This is a genomic window from Microbacterium sp. WCS2018Hpa-23, assembly GCF_031843845.1.
GTDB lineage: Bacteria > Actinomycetota > Actinomycetes > Actinomycetales > Microbacteriaceae > Microbacterium.
The window spans coordinates 234,686-251,905 of the sequence record NZ_JAVTIZ010000003.1 but is presented as its reverse complement, the minus strand read 5'-3'; the positions used below and the strand labels follow the sequence as shown (position 1 = coordinate 251,905).

Annotated in this window: 13 protein-coding genes; 4 read left to right on the top strand and 9 right to left on the bottom strand. The window is 68.6% G+C overall.

Going from position 1 to position 17,220, the window contains the following annotated elements; genetic code table 11:
- Positions 1-2: 2 nt before the first annotated feature.
- Complete coding sequence (locus tag RQG77_RS06715; RefSeq protein ID WP_396653397.1) at positions 3-2,522, top strand: ATP-binding protein; 2,520 nt, start codon at positions 3-5, stop codon at positions 2,520-2,522.
- Positions 2,519-3,190 carry a response regulator gene (locus RQG77_RS06710; protein WP_311244043.1) on the top strand — a complete coding sequence of 224 codons (672 nt, stop codon included), beginning with the start codon at positions 2,519-2,521 and terminating at the stop codon, positions 3,188-3,190. The genes RQG77_RS06715 and RQG77_RS06710 overlap by 4 nt, the downstream gene beginning before the upstream one ends.
- 9 nt (positions 3,191-3,199) lie before the next feature.
- Here RQG77_RS06710 and RQG77_RS06705 read toward each other — a convergent pair whose 3' ends face one another.
- Positions 3,200-3,994 carry a TspO/MBR family protein gene (locus tag RQG77_RS06705; protein WP_056310288.1) on the bottom strand — a complete coding sequence of 265 codons (795 nt, stop codon included), beginning with the start codon at positions 3,992-3,994 and terminating at the stop codon, positions 3,200-3,202.
- Positions 3,995-4,093: 99 nt separating this feature from the next.
- A complete protein-coding gene (locus RQG77_RS06700) occupies positions 4,094-4,657 on the bottom strand; it encodes a TetR/AcrR family transcriptional regulator (protein WP_311244042.1) in 564 nt (187 codons plus the stop codon).
- A 95-nt stretch (positions 4,658-4,752) separates the two neighbouring features.
- Between RQG77_RS06700 and RQG77_RS06695 the strand changes: the two genes are divergently transcribed.
- Positions 4,753-5,595 (top strand): alpha/beta hydrolase, encoded by an 843-nt coding sequence (locus RQG77_RS06695; protein WP_311244041.1) that lies wholly within the window; start codon positions 4,753-4,755, stop codon positions 5,593-5,595.
- Positions 5,596-5,812: 217 nt separating this feature from the next.
- On the opposite strand, the gene RQG77_RS06690 is transcribed toward RQG77_RS06695, so the two are convergent.
- From RQG77_RS06690 to RQG77_RS06670, 5 genes are all read right to left on the bottom strand, one after another.
- Positions 5,813-8,602 (bottom strand): glycosyl hydrolase 53 family protein, encoded by a 2,790-nt coding sequence (locus RQG77_RS06690; RefSeq protein WP_311244040.1) that lies wholly within the window; start codon positions 8,600-8,602, stop codon positions 5,813-5,815.
- A gap of 31 nt (positions 8,603-8,633) precedes the next feature.
- The gene (locus tag RQG77_RS06685) at positions 8,634-9,545 is read right to left on the bottom strand and encodes a sugar ABC transporter permease (RefSeq protein ID WP_053098533.1); all 912 of its coding nucleotides are present in this window, start codon (positions 9,543-9,545) and stop codon (positions 8,634-8,636) included.
- A complete protein-coding gene (locus tag RQG77_RS06680) occupies positions 9,545-11,167 on the bottom strand; it encodes an ABC transporter permease subunit (RefSeq protein ID WP_311244039.1) in 1,623 nt (540 codons plus the stop codon). Before RQG77_RS06680 ends, RQG77_RS06685 begins: the two co-directional genes overlap by 1 nt.
- A gap of 126 nt (positions 11,168-11,293) precedes the next feature.
- A complete protein-coding gene (locus RQG77_RS06675; RefSeq protein ID WP_311244038.1) occupies positions 11,294-12,520 on the bottom strand; it encodes an extracellular solute-binding protein in 1,227 nt (408 codons plus the stop codon).
- 105 nt (positions 12,521-12,625) lie between these two features.
- Positions 12,626-14,632, bottom strand: a complete 2,007-nt coding sequence (locus RQG77_RS06670; protein ID WP_311244037.1) for a beta-galactosidase — start codon at positions 14,630-14,632, stop codon at positions 12,626-12,628.
- Positions 14,633-14,848: 216 nt separating this feature from the next.
- On the opposite strand from RQG77_RS06670, the gene RQG77_RS06665 reads away from it, so the two are divergent.
- A complete protein-coding gene (locus RQG77_RS06665; protein ID WP_311244036.1) occupies positions 14,849-15,856 on the top strand; it encodes a LacI family DNA-binding transcriptional regulator in 1,008 nt (335 codons plus the stop codon).
- Between the two features lie 37 nt (positions 15,857-15,893).
- On the opposite strand, the gene RQG77_RS06660 is transcribed toward RQG77_RS06665, so the two are convergent.
- Both RQG77_RS06660 and RQG77_RS06655 read right to left on the bottom strand, forming a co-directional pair.
- Positions 15,894-16,547, bottom strand: coding sequence for a hypothetical protein (locus RQG77_RS06660; RefSeq protein ID WP_311244035.1), 654 nt, complete (start codon positions 16,545-16,547; stop codon positions 15,894-15,896).
- 179 nt (positions 16,548-16,726) lie between these two features.
- Entirely contained in the window at positions 16,727-17,185 is a 459-nt protein-coding gene (locus RQG77_RS06655) for an NUDIX hydrolase (RefSeq protein ID WP_311244034.1), read from the bottom strand.
- Positions 17,186-17,220 lie beyond the last annotated feature (35 nt).

Here is a 17,220-nt window from a genome sequence, read left to right as displayed (position 1 = left end):
GGATGCAGCGGCGCGGCCGACTCCGCGTGCTGCTCGGTGCAGCCCCCGGGGTCGGCAAGACCTTCGAGATGCTCGTCGAAGGTCGCCGGCTGCTCGATGAGGGCCGCGACGTGGTGATCGCGATCGTCGAGACCCACGAGCGTGCGGCGACCGCGGCGCAGACCATCGGCATCCCCGAGGTGCCCCGACGCATCGATCTGCACCGGGGCGTGCCGCTGAGCGAGATGGACCTGGATGCCGTGCTCGCGCGCCGTCCCGAGATCGCCCTGGTCGACGAGCTCGCCCACACGAACACTCCCGGCTCGCAGAACGCGAAGCGGTGGCAGGACGTCGATGTGCTGCTGGACGCGGGCATCGACGTGGTCACGACCGTCAACGTGCAGCACATCGAATCGTTGAACGCGGTGGTCGAGAAGATCACCGGCATCGCGCAGCAGGAGACGATCCCGGATGCCGTGGTGCGGGCGGCCGACGAGATCGAGGTCGTCGACCTCGCCCCGCAGACGCTGCGCGACCGTCTCTCGGCCGGACTCGTGTACCCGGCCGAGCGGATCGACGCGGCCCTGTCGAACTACTTCCGCCTCGGCAACCTCACAGCACTCCGCGAGCTCGCGCTGCTGTGGCTCGCCGACGAGGTCGACAGCGCGCTGCGCAGCTACCGCGCCGACCACGGCATCGAGGGCACGTGGCAGGCGCGCGAGCGCGTGGTCGTCGCCCTCACCGGAGGCCCCGAGGGCGAGACGCTGCTGCGCCGAGGCGCCCGGATCGCGGCGCGGTCGGCGGGTGGCGAGATGCTCGCGGTGCATGTCGCAGCCCAAGACGGACTGCGCGACGAGACCCCGGGTGCTCTTGCGGCGCAGCGCTCTCTGGTCGAGTCACTCGGCGGCAGCTTCCACCAGATCATCGGCGACGACATCCCCGAGACCCTCGTCGAGTTCGCACAGGGCGCGGATGCCACGCAGCTCGTGATCGGCGTCAGCCGGCGCGGGCGTCTCGCGGCGGCGCTGACCGGACCGGGCATCGGATCCGAGGTCATCCGCCGCTCCGGCGACATCGACGTGCACATCGTCACGCACGCTGCCGCGGGCGGACGCGTCGCGCTCCCCCGCATCACCGGCGGTGCCCTCGGATGGCGACGTCAGGTGCTCGGGTTCGCGGTGGCCCTCGTCTTCGGTCCGCTGCTGTCGTGGGCCATGTTCGCGTTCCGCAGCCCCGAGTCGATCACGGTCGAGGTGCTGGCCTTCCAGCTGCTCGTCGTGATCGTGGCCCTGGTCGGCGGGGTGCGCCCCGCCGTGTTCGCCGCGGTGCTGTCGGGCATCACCCTCGACTTCCTGTTCGTCGCTCCGCTGTTCACCATCACCATCGCGCATCCGCTGCATGTGCTCGCCCTCGCGCTGTACGTGACGATCGCGATCCTCGTCAGCATCATCGTCGACCAGGCGGCCCGGCGAGCCCGCACTGCTCAACGTGCCGCCGCCGAAGCAGAACTGCTCGCCGCCGTCGCCGGCAACGTGCTCCGCGGAGACAACGCCGTGCTCGCCCTCGTCAGCCGCACCCGCGAGGCGTTCGGCCTCACCGGCGTGCGACTGCTCAGCGCCGACGGCGAAGTGCTGGCGAGCGACGGGGAGCCGGTGCCCGACGGCCGCGCCACGACGATCGCCGTCGGCTCGGGCCCTGCGCCTGCGGTTCTCGAACTGCACGGTGAACCGCTCGACACTCCCGCCCGCCGTCTGCTCGATGCGATCGTCGCCCAGCTCGCCGCAGCGATCGAGCACACCGATCTGCGGGCGACGGCGCGTGAGGTGGCGGCCCTCGCCGAGACCGATCAGGTGCGCAGCGCCCTGCTCTCGGCCGTCAGCCACGATCTGCGTCGGCCGCTCGCCTCGGCCGTCGCCGCGATCGGCGGGCTCCGCGGGGCGCACTCGCTGTCGGCATCCGACCGCGAAGAGCTGCTCGCCACCGCCGATGAGAGCCTCGCGACCCTGTCGTCGCTCGTGACCGATCTGCTCGACGTCAGTCGAGTGCAGGCCGGGGTGCTGGCCGTCTCGACCATGCGTCTCGATGTCGCAGGCCCCGTGCTCGCTGCCCTCGACGAGCTGGGTCTCGGTCCGTCGGATGTCGAGCTGGCGCTGGACGCCGATCTGCCCGCCGTCTCGGCCGATCCGGTGCTGCTGCAGCGGGTGCTCGTGAACGTGATCGCCAACGCCTACCGCCACTCTCCCGCCGAGAGTCGGGTGATCGTGTCGACGAGCACGATCGGTGCGCGCGCCGAGATCCGCATCATCGACCGCGGTGCCGGGGTGCCGGTCGAGAAGCGCGATGAGATCTTCCAGCCGTTCCAGCGGCTGGGCGACACCGACAACACCACCGGCCTCGGCCTCGGCCTCGCCCTGTCGCGCGGATTCGCGGAGGGCATGGGCGGTACCCTGACACCAGAGGACACCCCCGGCGGTGGACTCACCATGGTCATCTCGCTGCCCCTGGCGGCAGAGCCCGATCTGATGCAGGAGGAGACGGAGTGAAGCTCCTCATCGCCGACGATGACCCCCAGATGGTGCGCGCACTGCGCATCACGCTCGCCGCCCACGGATACGAGGTGGTCGTCGCCCCGGATGGTGCCGCCGCGGTGGCAGCCGCCGCGCAGACGCATCCCGACCTGATCATGCTCGACCTCGGGATGCCGCGGCTCGACGGTATCGAGGTGATCCAGGCGTTGCGCGGATGGACGAACGTGCCCATCATCGTCGTGTCGGGGCGCACCGGATCCGCCGACAAGGTCGAGGCTCTGGATGCCGGCGCCGACGACTTCGTCACCAAGCCGTTCCAGGTCGACGAGCTGCTCGCGCGGCTCCGCGCACTGTCTCGTCGATCGGTGCCGGTGGGAGGAGAATCGACCGTCGGATTCGGCGACGTCGTGGTCGACCTCGCCACCAAGACCGTCACCCGGGCAGGATCGCGGGTGCATCTCACCCCGACCGAGTGGCGCATGCTCGAGCACCTCGCCCGGCACCCTGGAGCCCTGGTCACCCGGCAGGATCTGCTGAAGGAGATCTGGGGCAGTGAGCAGGTGTCGGACTCTGGCTACCTGCGGCTGTACATGTCGCAGCTGCGCAAGAAGCTCGAGGCCGAACCCAGCACGCCGGTGCATCTGCTCACGGAGTCGGGCATGGGCTACCGGCTCGTGCTCTGAGCTCTGCGCTCAGGCTGCGACGTCTGCCCGCGACCGACGCAGAACGCCGAACGCACCGGCTGCGACGAGGGCGACAGCGACGATGATCCCGGCGATGCCGACGACGGTGCTCTCAGGCTCTCCGGTGAAGCGGCCGACCGCGAGCCAGCCGAGACCCCACGCCGTCGCGAGGGCGGGGGCGATGCGCTTGGTGACGAGCGCGCAGGCGACACCGATCACGAGCACGACGGCGAGCACGGCGACCGCCCAGATCTCGGCCTGGTCGGCCCAGCTCTCGGGGGCGATCTGCGTGAGCCACGCCGTGGCGTTGGCGACGGTCGCGATCGTCACCCAGCCGAAATGCAGACCGTTGGCTCCGTCGACGACGATGCGCTCGGGCCAGGTGCGGGCGCGGCTGCGTCCGAGGATCACGATGACACGGGCGAGGGTCGCGAGCAGGACGGCGATCACGAGCACCGTGAGGGGCAGCGACAAGAACTGCGCCGTCACGAGCCACAGTCCGTTGAGGATCATGGATGCGGCGATCCATCCGCCGACTGCGCGCTGGCGCTCATCTGCCCGCTGCGCCGGCAGCGCCTGCCACACCGTATACGCGATCAGGCCGATGTAGATCAGCGACCAGATCGAGAAGGCGGGGCCGGCCGGGGCGAGGTACGACCCCTCCGCCGACAGCGCTCCGTCTTGCAGCTCACTGACCGAGGTGCCGCCGAAGGCACCGGATCCGACCGCCGCGGCTATCAGCATGAAGGTGGCCGAGGCGATGATGAACGACTGTCGGGCGATGTCCTGCGTCCGGGATTCCATGCTCGCAACCTACGCGCGAGCGGGTGGGTGCGCAGGAGCCTTGACACCGGCATCCAGAAACGCTAGCCAGGCTAGCTAAATGACACTGTCGCGGCGCGCTCAGGCGGCGACGGCCGCGTCGATCAGCACTTCGGCGGCATTGCGCGCCTGCACGGCGACCTGCGGATCCGCGGCGATGGCGGCGGTGCTCTGCGCACCCTCCGCGAGGATCGACAGCTGCGCGGCAAGAGACGCCGGCGCCCCCGCATCCACCACGAGTCCCGACATGTAGGCCTGGAACGAGGCCTTGTGGTCACGGACGATCTGCGCGACCTCGGGGTTCGTGCCACCGAGTTCACCGAACGCGTTGATGAAGGCGCAGCCACGGAAGTCGTCGGCGCAGAACCAGTCCTCGAGGTACCCGTACACGGCGAGCAGGCGGTCGCGGGGGTCGGCCCCGGCATCCGCCACAGCCCCCGTCAGCCCCGACTCCCACTCCGCGTGTTTGCGCGCGAGCACAGCGGTGACGATGCCGGTCTTCGAGGGGAAGAGCGCATAGAGCTTGCGCAGCGAGACTCCGGCCGCGGCCCGCAGCTCATCCATGCCGACAGCCGCGTAGCCCTTGCGGTAATACAGCTCGTCGGCCGCCGCAAGGATCTGTTCACGCACTGTTCCGTCCGTCATGCTCCCAGTGTACTTGACATGAGAACGACCGCTCTCTAGTGTGGAGCACATCAGGTGAGAACGATCGTTCTCGCCGAACCGAAAGGATCAGGATCATGGGTTACATCACCGTCGGAAACGAGAACAGCGCCCCGATCGAGCTCTACTACGAAGACCAGGGATCGGGCCAGCCCGTCGTCCTGATCCACGGTTACCCGCTCGACGGCCACAGCTGGGAGCGCCAGACCCGCGAACTCCTCGCTCAGGGCTACCGCGTCATCACCTACGACCGCCGCGGCTTCGGTCAGTCGTCGAAGGTCAACGCCGGCTACGACTACGACACCTTCGCCGCCGACCTCAACACCGTGCTCGAGACCCTCGATCTGCGTGACGTCGTGCTCGTCGGATTCTCGATGGGCACCGGAGAGCTCGCCCGCTACGTCGGCACCTATGGCCACGAGCGCGTCGCGAAGCTCGCCTTCCTCGCCTCTCTCGAGCCTTTCCTCGTGCAGCGCGACGACAACCCCGAGGGTGTGCCGCAGGAGGTCTTCGATGGCATCGAGGCCGCTGCCAAGGGCGACCGCTTCGCGTGGTTCACCGACTTCTACAAGAACTTCTACAACCTCGACGAGAACCTCGGATCGCGCATCAGCGAGCAGGCCGTCACCGGCAGCTGGAACGTCGCGATCGGCAGCGCACCCGTCGCCGCCTACGCGGTCGTCTCGTCGTGGATCGAGGACTTCCGTGGAGACGTCGACGCCGTGCGCGACGCCGGCAAGCCCACGCTGATCCTGCACGGCACGAAGGACAACATCCTGCCGATCGACGCGACCGCCCGCCGGTTCCACCAGGCAGTGCCCGCCGCGACCTACGTCGAGGTCGAGGGCGCCCCGCACGGCCTGCTCTGGACCCACGCCGACGAGGTCAACGCCGCGCTGAAGGACTTCCTCAGCAAGTAGTCGATCACTGCACGAGAGCCCGGCATCCGCCTCAGGATGCCGGGCTCTCGCTGTGCCTGCTCCCGTCTCAGTTCGCGTCGGCCAGCCGAGACGGACAACGCCGAGGGATAACCCAGAGGGATAACCCAGACGGGCGTGAGCTCGGGCGGCGTTTCGCACCCGAACGCGCCGCCCGCCGACCGGTTGCTCTGCGTTTTCCCTCCGGCGATCGATGCCGTCAGCGCTTGATTGTCACGGTCAGGGTCTTGCTCTCGGAAGTCCCGGCGGCGTTCACGAACTCGACGCGGTAGGTGTGCTTCCCCACCGCACGGCCTGTGACCGGCACCGACACCCGCTGCGCCGCCGGGCTGCTCGCCGAGAGCTCGCCCTCCTTCAGTAGGACGCCGTCTTCGTACAGGCGGTACGACGTCGCGTTGGTGCCCCACCACATGTCAGCGGTGAGCGTGTACGAGCCGTCGCCATCCCCGTTGTCCGCCGACAGCACCGGCGTTCCGGGGGCCGCATCCTTCACCTTCACCGTCACGGGCTTCACCGCCGTCACGCCTTGCGAGTTGACCAGCTCGCCGGTGTAGACGTAGCTGCCGTTCGCCTTGCCGGTCACGGCGAACTGCGCCGTCTGCGCGGCGGTGCCTCCGAACGTGAGCGGCATGGTCGTGATCAGCACACCGTTCTCGAACACCCGCAGCTTCGTCGCGTTCTGCCCCCACCACAGGTTCATGGTGACCGTGAAGTCGCCGTCGAGCAGACCGGTGTCGTGGCCGTTGTCGTGCGCCAGCGCTCCCCGCGCCGGCGCGGCCGTCGCCGAGTCTTTCACCACGAGGGCGTCGACCGCGGCATCCATCGCCTCCAGCGCACCCGCGACAGCAGATGCGCTCGGGCTCGTCGCCGCCAGCACGATGTCAGCCCGCGCGATCGCTCCGGGCACCGCAGCCGTCGACGACTCGACGTACGCCGCGAGGTCGAGTGCTGCAGCAGCATCCCGTCGCTCCCGCAGCGCAGTCGTGTCGGCACCGGGAACTGGTTCGCGCACGAGCTCCAGGTCGTCGAGCGTGCCCCATGCCCCCGCAGGAAGTGCCGCAGACACTCGCACGGTCGCCACTCCATCGGCTCCGACCTGCAGCGCCTCGCTCGTCGGCGTCGACCACACCCGCCAGCCGTCGAGTCCGAAGACCGCGGCGGCGCCAGCGGTCGACGGGGACGACAACGACAGCGTGACACGCCCGTCGACCCCCTCTCCGTCACCCTGCAGCGACGCCCGCGCGACGTATGACCCAGCGGGCAGCCCGGTCACCGTCTGAGACAGCTCGAACGAGTAGCCGGATGCCGCATAGAAGTGCGCCGAGTGGGTGCCGCTCCGAGGGTCGTCCCAGGCGCGCAGGGTGAGTCCGGATCCGCCCACGCTCCACATGCTCGTGTCTGCATCCTCGAACCCGGGGTTGCGCAGATAGTTGCGCGCCGACACCGTGACGGTGGCGGTGGCCGCGAGGTCCGCATCCGTCACACCCGAGATCGCATACTCGCCGACGCCCTCGATGTATTGCGCCGCGTCAGACCACGTGACCGCCTGCTGCTCCGACGAGCCGTCGTTGTAGAGCACGGTGACCTCGGCGGGCAGCTCGACCGCATCACCCTCGGTCACCGCGAGCACGACCGGCTGCACCGACTCGACGGCGCGAGGCGCCTGAGCGCCGCTGCGTACGTACGAGAAGATGTTCAGCGCGTCGGATGCCGTGCCGTCGAAGCCGAAGAGCGCCTGGTTGTCCCAGGCGGATCCGCCGAACCAGTGCCCGGCATCTTCGGGCTCGTACTCGCCGGCGAAGCTCGACGCCCACCCGGATCCGTCGCGCTCCCACAGCACCTTGTTCTGCTCGAGCTGCGCCGGAGGCCCGACCGGCAGCCAGGCCGGCTCCCAGTAGTAGACCCCGATGCCGGCCTCGCCCACGTCGGCGACGGCCTGCACGACCGCGCGCACCGCATCGGCCTGCCCCTGCACGCTCACCGGGTACTGCGTCGCCTCGGACGGCAGGTCCACGACGTTGCCGTGGCCGTCTCCGTCGTCGAGGGTGAACGCCCACGAGGTCTCGGCGACCATGACCTTCTTGCCGTAGGTCTCGGCGACGTGCGAGAGCACGGCCGTGAGGTTCTCGGGGGTCCCGTGCCAGAACGGGTAGTACGACGACGCGAACACGTCGTAGTCGACGTCTCGGCGATCGAGCTGCGCGGCGACGTCGGCGTAGAACCCGGCACGCTCGGGGTTGGTGAAGTGCAGGGCGACGAGCGTGTCCGGCGCCTCGGCGCGCACGGCGGCGGAACCGGCCGAGAACACCTTCGCCATGTCATCCCAGCCGCGCACTCCGGCGACTCCGCCGTTGGTCTCGTTGCCGACCTGCACCATGCGCAGGTCGACCCCCGCGTCGACGAGGCGTCGCACCGCATCGCGGGTGAAGACGCCCACCTCGGCGGCGACCTGATCGGCCGTCATCCCCTCCCAGGCCTTGGGCACCTGCTGCTTCGCGGGGTCGGCCCAGAAGTCGGAGTAGTGGAAGTCGACGAGCACGCCGAGTCCGGCATCCGTCGCGCGCTGCGAGATCTCGATCGCCCGCTCGACGTCGACATCGCCGCCGCCGTAGCCGTTGCCGTTCGCGTCGAACGGGTCGTTCCACACGCGCACCCGCACGTCGGTGACACCGGCGTCGGCGAGGATCTCGAACAGATCGCCCGGTGTGCCGTCAGAGTCGCGGAACACGACGCCCGACTCCTCGAGCGACAGCACCGACGACACGTCGACGCCGCCGATGAAGTCGTCGGGCAGGTTCTCGACCCGGGGGACGGTGATGGTGGCATCCACGGGGTCGTCCGCAGTGGCCGAGACTGCAGCGGCCGAGACCGGAGCAGACGAGACAAGAGCGGATGACGCGGCGGACGCCGGCAGCGCGACGCCGATCAGGGCGACGGCGGTGACCGTTGCCAGGGCGGTGGAGAGAAGGGAACGCGTGCGACGGTGCATGACGGCCTTTCGAGCAGTGCGGAAGAGGGGATCAGCCCTTGACGGATCCCTGGGTGAGCCCGCCGACGATGTACTTCTGCAGCGAGAAGAACAGCGCGAGCACGGGCACGGCGGCGACCACGACACCGGCGGCGAACAGGCCCCAGCGCGAGGTCAGCTGGTTCGAGACCCACTGGTACATGCCGACGGCGAGGGTCCAGTTGTCTTCGGACGTGAGGATGATCTTCGACAGGATGAAGTCACCGAACGCAGCGAGGAACGCGAGCAGCGCGACGACCGCGAGGATCGGCACGACCAGCGGCATGATGAGCCGCCAGAAGATCTGCGCGTGGCTGGCGCCGTCGATCTTCGCGGACTCGTCGATCTCGACGGGGATCGTGTTGAAGAACCCGTACATCAGGAAGGTGTTCGCACCGAGCGCGCCACCGAGGTACACGCAGATCAGGGCGATCTTCGAGTTGATGCCGAGCGCCGGCACGACATCGCCGATCGTCTGCAGCATCAGGAAGATCGCGATGAACGCGAGCGCCTGCGGGAACATCTGCAGCACGAGCAGCGTCGTGAGGCTCGCGCGTCGTCCGCTGAAGCGGAAGCGCGAGAACGCGTATGCACCGCAGGCCCCCATGAGAACCGAGCCGACCGCGGTCACGCCGCCGATCAGCAGCGTGTTGCCGAACCACACCCAGTAGCGCGATTCGCCGAGGGCGATGTAGTTCGCGGGATCGAACGCGCTGAACAGGGCACTGGATGCCGCGAGGCTGCCGTTCGGGTTGAGCGAGGCCGACAGCACGTAGACGAGCGGGAACGCGGCGAAGAACAGCACGCCGGCGGCGAGGATGTACTTCCAGCCGACCTCGCCCCACCAGCGACGCCGACGTGCACCCGCGCGCGCGGCCTCGGCATCCTTCGATGAACCGGTCACGATGACTCTGGTCTCACTCATCACTGGTACTCCTCGAGCTTGCGGGTCTGTCGGAAGCTCAACGCTGAGATGAGACCGACCACGATGAAGGCGATGATCGACAGCGCACTCGCGAGGCCGTAGTCGGCCGCACCACCCGAGACGCCCGAGACGTCGTAGATGGCCGAGACGAGGATGTCGGTCGAGCCCAGTGCATATGGAGCGCCGGCGATGGCCGGCCCGCCGTTGTTGAAGGTGTAGATCACGGTGAAGTTGTTGAACGCGACGGCGAACGAAGCGATCAGCAGGGGTGCGGTCGACACGAGAAGCAGCGGCAGCACGATCGCACGGAAGCGCTGCAGCTTGTTCGCGCCGTCGATCTCGGCGGCCTCGAGGGTCTCGCCGGGAAGCGACTGCAGCGCGCCCGTGCACACGAGGAACCAGTAGGGGTAGCTGAGCCACACGTTCACGAAGATCACCGCGGCCCGGGTCAGCCACGGATCGCCGAGCCAGTTGATCTGCGAACCGAAGAAGAACAGGTCGTTGATCACGCCGAACTCGGCGTTGAACATGCCGCGGAACAGCAGTGCCGCCATGAACGCCGGGAACGCGTACGGGAGGATGAACAGCGCCCGGAGGAACCGGCGGCCCTTGACGCGCGGGTCGTTGTAGACGATCGCGAGCCCGAGTCCGACGGCGAAGCTCAGCACGACCGACAGGATCGCGAAGGCGAAGGTCCACACGGTGACGCTCAGCAGGGTGCCGGCGAGGTTCGCATCCGTGAAGAGCTTGAGGAAGTTCGCGAAGCCGACGTTGACCGACCAGCCCGTCGGCAGCGCCGTGCCGTCCTCGGCCACGAACGCGCCGAGTTCTGTGGCGGTGTAGACCGTGCCCGACTGCGTGTCCGTGATGGTCTGCGCCTCGGCATCCCACACCAGCGTCGGTTCGTACACCGAGCCGGTCGAGCCCTCCCGTGTGCGGATGGAGCCGTCGTTCGGGTCGTCCGACACCGGAACCCTGAGGTCCTTGATGGTCACGCCGAGTGCCGGATCGGTCAGGACGGTCGCCCTCGGGACGACCTCCCAGCCGGGCACCTCGCTGGGGGCGCCGGTCGCGCCGATCTCGGCATCGGATGCGGTGGTCAGCGGCTCGGTCGCGGATCCGACCTGCACGTCGCCGTCGTCGTCGACGATCGCGAAGCCGAGCTCGTCGCCGCGCTGCACGATCGAGAGCGGGTAGTCAGAGGAGCCCTCGATGCGACGCTCGCCCTGGATCAGGGCGGCCTCGACCGCCTGCTCCTGAGTGCCGACGTGCCCGGTGCCGTAGTTCGTGAAGGCGATGTACGCCGTGTATCCGAAGATGAAGACCTGGAAGACGAGCAGGAAGATCAGCCCGGGCAGCAGGTACTTCAGCGGCAGCGCCCTGCGGGTGAAGTACACCCAGTCGGCGATGATCACCAGCAGCACGACGACGCCGAGCACGATCCACGACTCGGCGCTCCAGGCCGAGATGGCCGTCATGATGCCGAAGGCGTTGACCAGCGCCATGAGCGCGAGCTTGATGAGGAAGCCCCAGCCGAGGCCGCGGAAGCGGCGGGCGTGGGACTCGCGCGAGGGCTTCACCACGGGGGTGGGGGCCTCGGCCGGAGGTGCCTGGGTCGTCATGTCATCAGTCCTGTCGATGCATCGGTCGTTGAGCGAGCGAAGCGAGACGAAACGCGCCCGCGTGCGATGACGCGTTCCGTCTCGGTCGCTTCGCGTCCTCGCTCAACGACCGGGCATTCGGTCGGGTCAGCCGGCGAGAGTCGTCTCGAGGTCGGCGACCATGGTGTTCCACGTCGACACGGGGTCGGCGCCGTTGATGATCTGCGCCTGCGCGGCGTTCCAGAGGTCCCAGACCGAACCCATCTCGGGGATCGACGGCATCGGGACACCGGACTGCGCGGAGGCCACGAAGCCGGCGGTGATCGGGTCGGACGAGACCTCTTCGGCGAGAGTCGACCAGGCGGGGATGCGCGGGTCTGCCTCATAGAGCGCGCGCTGCGCGTCTTCGGTGCCGAGGTAGTTCACGAGGAACTCCTGAGCGAGCAGAGCGTTCTTGCTCTTGCTCGAGAGATAGAAGCCCTGCACGCCGACGAACGGCGCGGCGGGCTCGCCACCCGCAGACGGGATCGGGTTGACGGCGACGTTGACTCCCTCGAACGCGCTGATCGCCCACGGGCCCTGGATCGTGTACGGGGCCTTGCCCGATGCGAACAGCTCGTTGTTGATGTCGTAGTCGACGGTGGTCGAGATGTAGCCGGTGCCGTTCGAGCCGTTGGCGCCGAGCCAGCTGGCGAAGGCCTCGCCGGGCGCTCCGCCCATGCCGACCTCGCTCGTGTACGAACCGGTGTCGTCCTGCACGAAGACGGGGGCGCCGAAAGACGTCTGCAGGCCGTACATCGTGTAGCCGTCGCCGGTCTCGCCGCCGGTGTTGATGACGAACGGACGTTCGGTGCCGGCAGCGACGCCCTTCGCGATCATGTCGTCCCAGGTGGCCGGGGCCTCGGCGCCGACGAGGTCGACGTTCTGCACGAGCGCGATGGTCTCGAGCGAATACGGCATCGCGTACAGCTGGCCGTCGTAGGTCATGGCGTCGAGGGCGACCTGCTCGAACTCCGATGCCTTGTCGCCGAGGTCGATCGTGTCGACGACGCCTGCGGCGACCAGCGCGCCGAGCCAGTCGTGGGCGCCGACGGTGATGTCGGGCCCCTCGCCGGTCGGGACCTGCGCGATGAAGTCGTTGCGGAGGTCTTCGAAGTTCTTCTGCACGAGGGTGACCTTGGCTCCGGTCTCCTCCTCGAACGCCTCCGCGGCTGCGGTGATCGCGGCTTCGCGCTCTGCATCCGTCCAGATGACGAGTTCCGCGCCGTCGCCGGATGCGGCGTCGTCGCCGCCTTCGGGTGCGCCGGCGGAGCAGCCCGCGAGGACCACGGCCGCGGCCAGAGCGAGTGCGCCGACTCCGATGTGCTTGCGCATGCGTTTTCCTATCTGTCGTGGCCGACGATGCGCTGCGCGTCATCGCGACCGGGGTGGGTGTTGCTGTGTGGTTCGAGGTGGTGCAGGGTGATGCGGGTCGTGCTGTCAGTGGGAGGTGCGGATGACGGCGACGCCGCCCGCCGCGATCGTCAGGGCGCCCGAGATCTCGGCGCCGCTGAGGAGCTCGACGCCTGAGGCCTCGAGCTCGACGTCGTCATCACGGTGGTTCACGGCGATGCGGTAGACCGCGTCGGCGCCATGACGGGTGATGACCTCGAGGCCTTCGGCGACGCCCGACGGTGCGATGTCGGCATCCGCGTAGACCTCGTGCAGGAGTGCGCGCATCCCCGCCGCATCCAGCCGGGTTCCGACGTACCAGCCGGTGCCCGCCCCGTGGCGGTGACGCGTGATGGCCGGCTCGCCCTCGCCGGGGCCGCCCGAGAAGTTCGCGACGACCTCGGCTCCTTCGAGCGCGATGTCCTCCTGCCAGACGTCGGCGACGATACCCTCGTGATCGACCCAGTCGAGTCCGTGGCTCTCGCCCTCGCGCAGCGGCAGGAACTCCTCGACCGTCAGGCCGAGCGCGTCACGCAGCGGGGCGACGAAACCGCCGGCGTGCACGGCGTCGTTCTCGTCGACGATGGCCGAGAAGAACGACACCAGCAGCGTGCCGCCGCCGTTGACGTAGGCGGTGAGGTTCGCGGCATCCGCGGCGCTCAGCATGTACTGCGCCGGGGCGACGACCAGGCTGTAGCCCGAGAGGTCGTGGCCTGGCAGAGCGAAGTCGACCGTGATGCCGTCGCGCCAGAGCTGCTCGTAGAAGCGGCGCACCTGAGCGGCGTGCGTGACGTCTTCTGACGGACGCCATTCGAGGTCCTGTGCCCAGAACGACTCGAAGTCCCAGAGGATCGCGACGTCGGCCTTGACCGTGGAGCCCTGCACCTCGTCGAGGCGGGCGAGTGCTGCGCCGAGGTCGACGACCTCACGGAACACGCGCGACTCGGTTCCTGCGTGAGGCAGCATCGCCGAGTGGAACTTCTCGGCGCCGGATCGTCCCGCGCGCCACTGGAAGAACAGGATGCCGTCGGCCCCGCGACCGAGGTGCGTGAAGGAGTTGCGCTTCATCTCTCCTCGGCGCTTCGCGATGTTGCGCGGCTGCCAGTTGACGGCCGAGGTGGAGTGCTCCATGAGGATCCACGGCTTGCCCCCGCCGACCGAGCGGCTGAGGTCTGCGGCGATCGCGAGCCCGATGTGCGCGTCCTCGTCGGCGGCCCACAGGTAGTGGTCGTCAGAGACGATGTCGACCTCGCGGCCCCATGCCCACAGGTCCGTGGTCCAGCTCTGGTTCGCCATGAAGTTGGTGGTGACGGGCTGGTCGGCGTGTGCGCGGATCGCGTCGCGCTCGGCGATGAAGCACGCCCGCAGCTGGTGATCCGTGAAGCGCGCGAAGTCGAGGCGCTGGGCCGGGTTCACGACGCTGGGAGCGATGGCCGGGGCCCCGACGTGCTCCCATGCCGAGTAGTTCTGACCCCAGAAGGCGGTGCCCCACGCGCCGTTCAGCGCGTCGAGAGAGCCGTACTTCTCCTGGAGCCAGAGCCTGAAGGCGGCGACCGCGTTCGGCGAGTAGTCCTCGCCGACGGGCACGCCGTACTCGTTGTGCACGTGCCACAGCACAACGGCCGGATGCTGCGCATAGCGCGCCGCGAGAGCATCCGCGATCCGCACGATCGCCTCGCGGTAGGCGGGCGACGAGTGCGAGGCCATGCCACGCGAGCCGAAGCCCATGGTGCGGCCCTCGCGGTCGATCACGTGGGCGTCGGGGTGGTTCGCGAAGAACCAGGCCGGCGGGGATGCCGTGGGCGTGCCGAGGTCGACCTTGATGTCGTTCGCGTGCAGCAGGTCGAGCAGCTCGTCGAGCCAGGCGAAGTCGAACTCGCCCTCGGCGACCTCGATGAGCGCCCACGAGAAGATCCCGACGCTGACCAGGTTCACGCCTGCCTCGCGCATCAGGATGACGTCTTCGCGCCACGTCTCGGGCGACCACTGTTCGGGGTTGTAGTCGCCGCCATAGGCGATTCCGCTCAGAGCGGGCCAGGCGTGGGGGGAGGTCATCGGCACTCCATCGGGTCGGTGCGGTCGTTGTGCGTGTCCCGGCGTGCTGTCGCTCATTCGACTGGGACCGGTCTCAGGTTGTTCCGGAGAACATGGCTGGGACCGGTCTCAGTTCTACCTCAGGTTCGCCGTTGATCACAACCTCCGTTACCGAACTGAGACCGGTCCCAGGTTGGACTACCGCTGGACGGGATGCTGTGGGTAGAGTCACAGGCGATGAGTGATGTCAGCGCGAAGCGCAAGCCGACGATCCGCCAGATCGCGGCGCAGGCGGGGGTATCCCGCAGCACGGTCTCGCGTGTGATCAACGGCGGGCACTGGGTGTCCCCCGATGCCAGGCAGGCCGTCGAAGAGGCGATCCTCGCCACCGGCTACACCGCCAACCATCACGCGCGCAGCCTCGCGACGGGCCGCGCCGGATCTCTGGCCTTTCTGCTGACCGAGCCGCAGCAGCTGCTGTTCGACGACCCGACCTTCGCACTGCTGCTGCGCGGGGCCGCCGAAGCGCTCGCCCAGCGGGCCATGACCCTCGTGCTGCTCGTCGCCGGAACCCCCGCCGAGCGCGAGAGCGTCGCCCAGTTCCTCAGCGCGGGACACGTCGACGGCGTCATGCTGATCTCGTCGCACGAGTCCGACCCGCTGCTCGATCAGCTGATCGAGGTCGGCATCCCCACCGTCTGCTGCGGCCTGCCCCTCGGGCACGAACGCGAGCTCTCGACGATCTCCGTCGACGAGGTCGCCTCGGCCCGCACGATGGCCGCGCACCTCGTGGCACAGGGACACCGCCGCATCGGCATGATCACCGGCCCCGACGACACCCCCGGCGGACGTTACCGCCTGGTGGGCTTCCGCGAAGAGCTCGGCGAGCTGTTCGACGAGACCCTGGTCGAGGTGGGCGACTACTCGTTCGAGTCAGGGCAGGCGGCCATGACCCGGATGCTCGAGCACGACGTCGACGCCGTGTTCGCGGCATCCGACCGGATGGCTGCGGGCGCCATCGCCGCCGCCCGGCGAGCCGGACGCCGCGTGCCCGAGGACATCGCGATCGCCGGGTTCGACGACTCCGGCCTCGCCGCGACGCACGAGCCGCCGATCACGACCATGCGCCAGCCCTGGGATCAGATCAGCGCGAAGATGGTCGCCGTGCTGCTCGAGGTCATCGCGGGAGCATCCCCACGTTCGGTCATCCTCGACACCGAGCTCGTGGTGCGCGACAGCGCGTAGGAGCGAGGCGATTCCAGACTCGCCACTCGCGTCCGAACTACGGTCGCTCGGCGACGATCGATGTCACGTCCTCCATCGCACGTACCCAGCTCGCAGTGCTCCGGCTTCGCAGCTCGATCAGATCGACGGTGCGTGTCAGATCATCCAGCAGGTTTCGGGTGAAGACGGGCTCATGGTGCGCGAGGCGGTTGCGCAGGTGACGGAGGACGTCGAGGTCTTGGTAGACCCGGTTGCGCAAGCTGGCCGCTGGCATGGCCGGCGCATAGGGGAAGACCGATGCGATGCGAGGCGCCCAGAGTCGAGTGTCGTTGCGTCCAGTGAAGAGCTTCTGCCAGAACACGAACTTCAGTTCTGCGATCACCTTCCCCGTGGTGGGGTTACTGAGGCGTGTGGTTACCAGATCCCGGCGTTGGTTGTACCGCCCATTGGCGGGCAGGCTGGCCTCGAACGTGGGATTCCATGGCCAACTCGGTCCATACAAGCGCTCAAGGACCTCTGCCGCCGCATTGCGGGTGGCGACCTCGGCGAAGTGCGCCGGAAGCATAAATGCAGCGGACACGCGCGCGTTCCAGCCGTACAGCTCGACGGCTCGCAGCGAGTCGCCACCGGCGGCAGCGACATAGGTGGCGGATCGCGGAGCGCTCAGGGTGGCACGGATCTCAACGTCGTCAGGCGGGCTGGCAGCGGGCATCCCTTGAATGTACAATGGGTTACACGAGTCGCGGGACTTGCGGGCTTACGCCTCCCCCCGCGGACATACGAAATCGAAGGCCCCGCCCACGGCGGGGCCTTCTTCGTGCAACGCTGTCCAGCTAGTCGGTGTCGCCGCTGCCGTCGGAGCTACGAAGAGCTATCTCGAGGAACGTCGCTTCAGCTCATCAGAGGGAACCAATGCCGTTCGCGCAGAGGAGACTCGCCACGGATGCTGATCCAGACCCCTTGGACGACGGGGGCGGACTCCGACGCCCAGATGCCGAAGTGGGCGTGCGGCGTCGGCCAGGGGTAGTCGTCGTGGGGCGTGTCGACGACGTTTCGCACAGCGCCCGTGAACGTCAGCGGCAAACGGCATCCGATCACCTGGTCCGCGAGGTCGGCGATCGCGATCTCGCCGCACGGGTCGTCGGCGCCGACGATCCGGTGCGGCAGATCGAGGCGGCCGTCCTCATGTCTCGGCACGCACAAGACGCGATCGTCCTGCCGCAGAAGCAGCCGGACCACGCTCATCGGCCCCGGCGGGGTGCTACGGCGGATCACCTCGGCCCTACCGTGCCGGGGAAGCCACGCGGCATCCGGCGTCACGTGGATGACGGTCTCGTGGTCGATGGTCACCTCGCGAGCGTAGCCGCAGGAGACTGCGGGTTCCG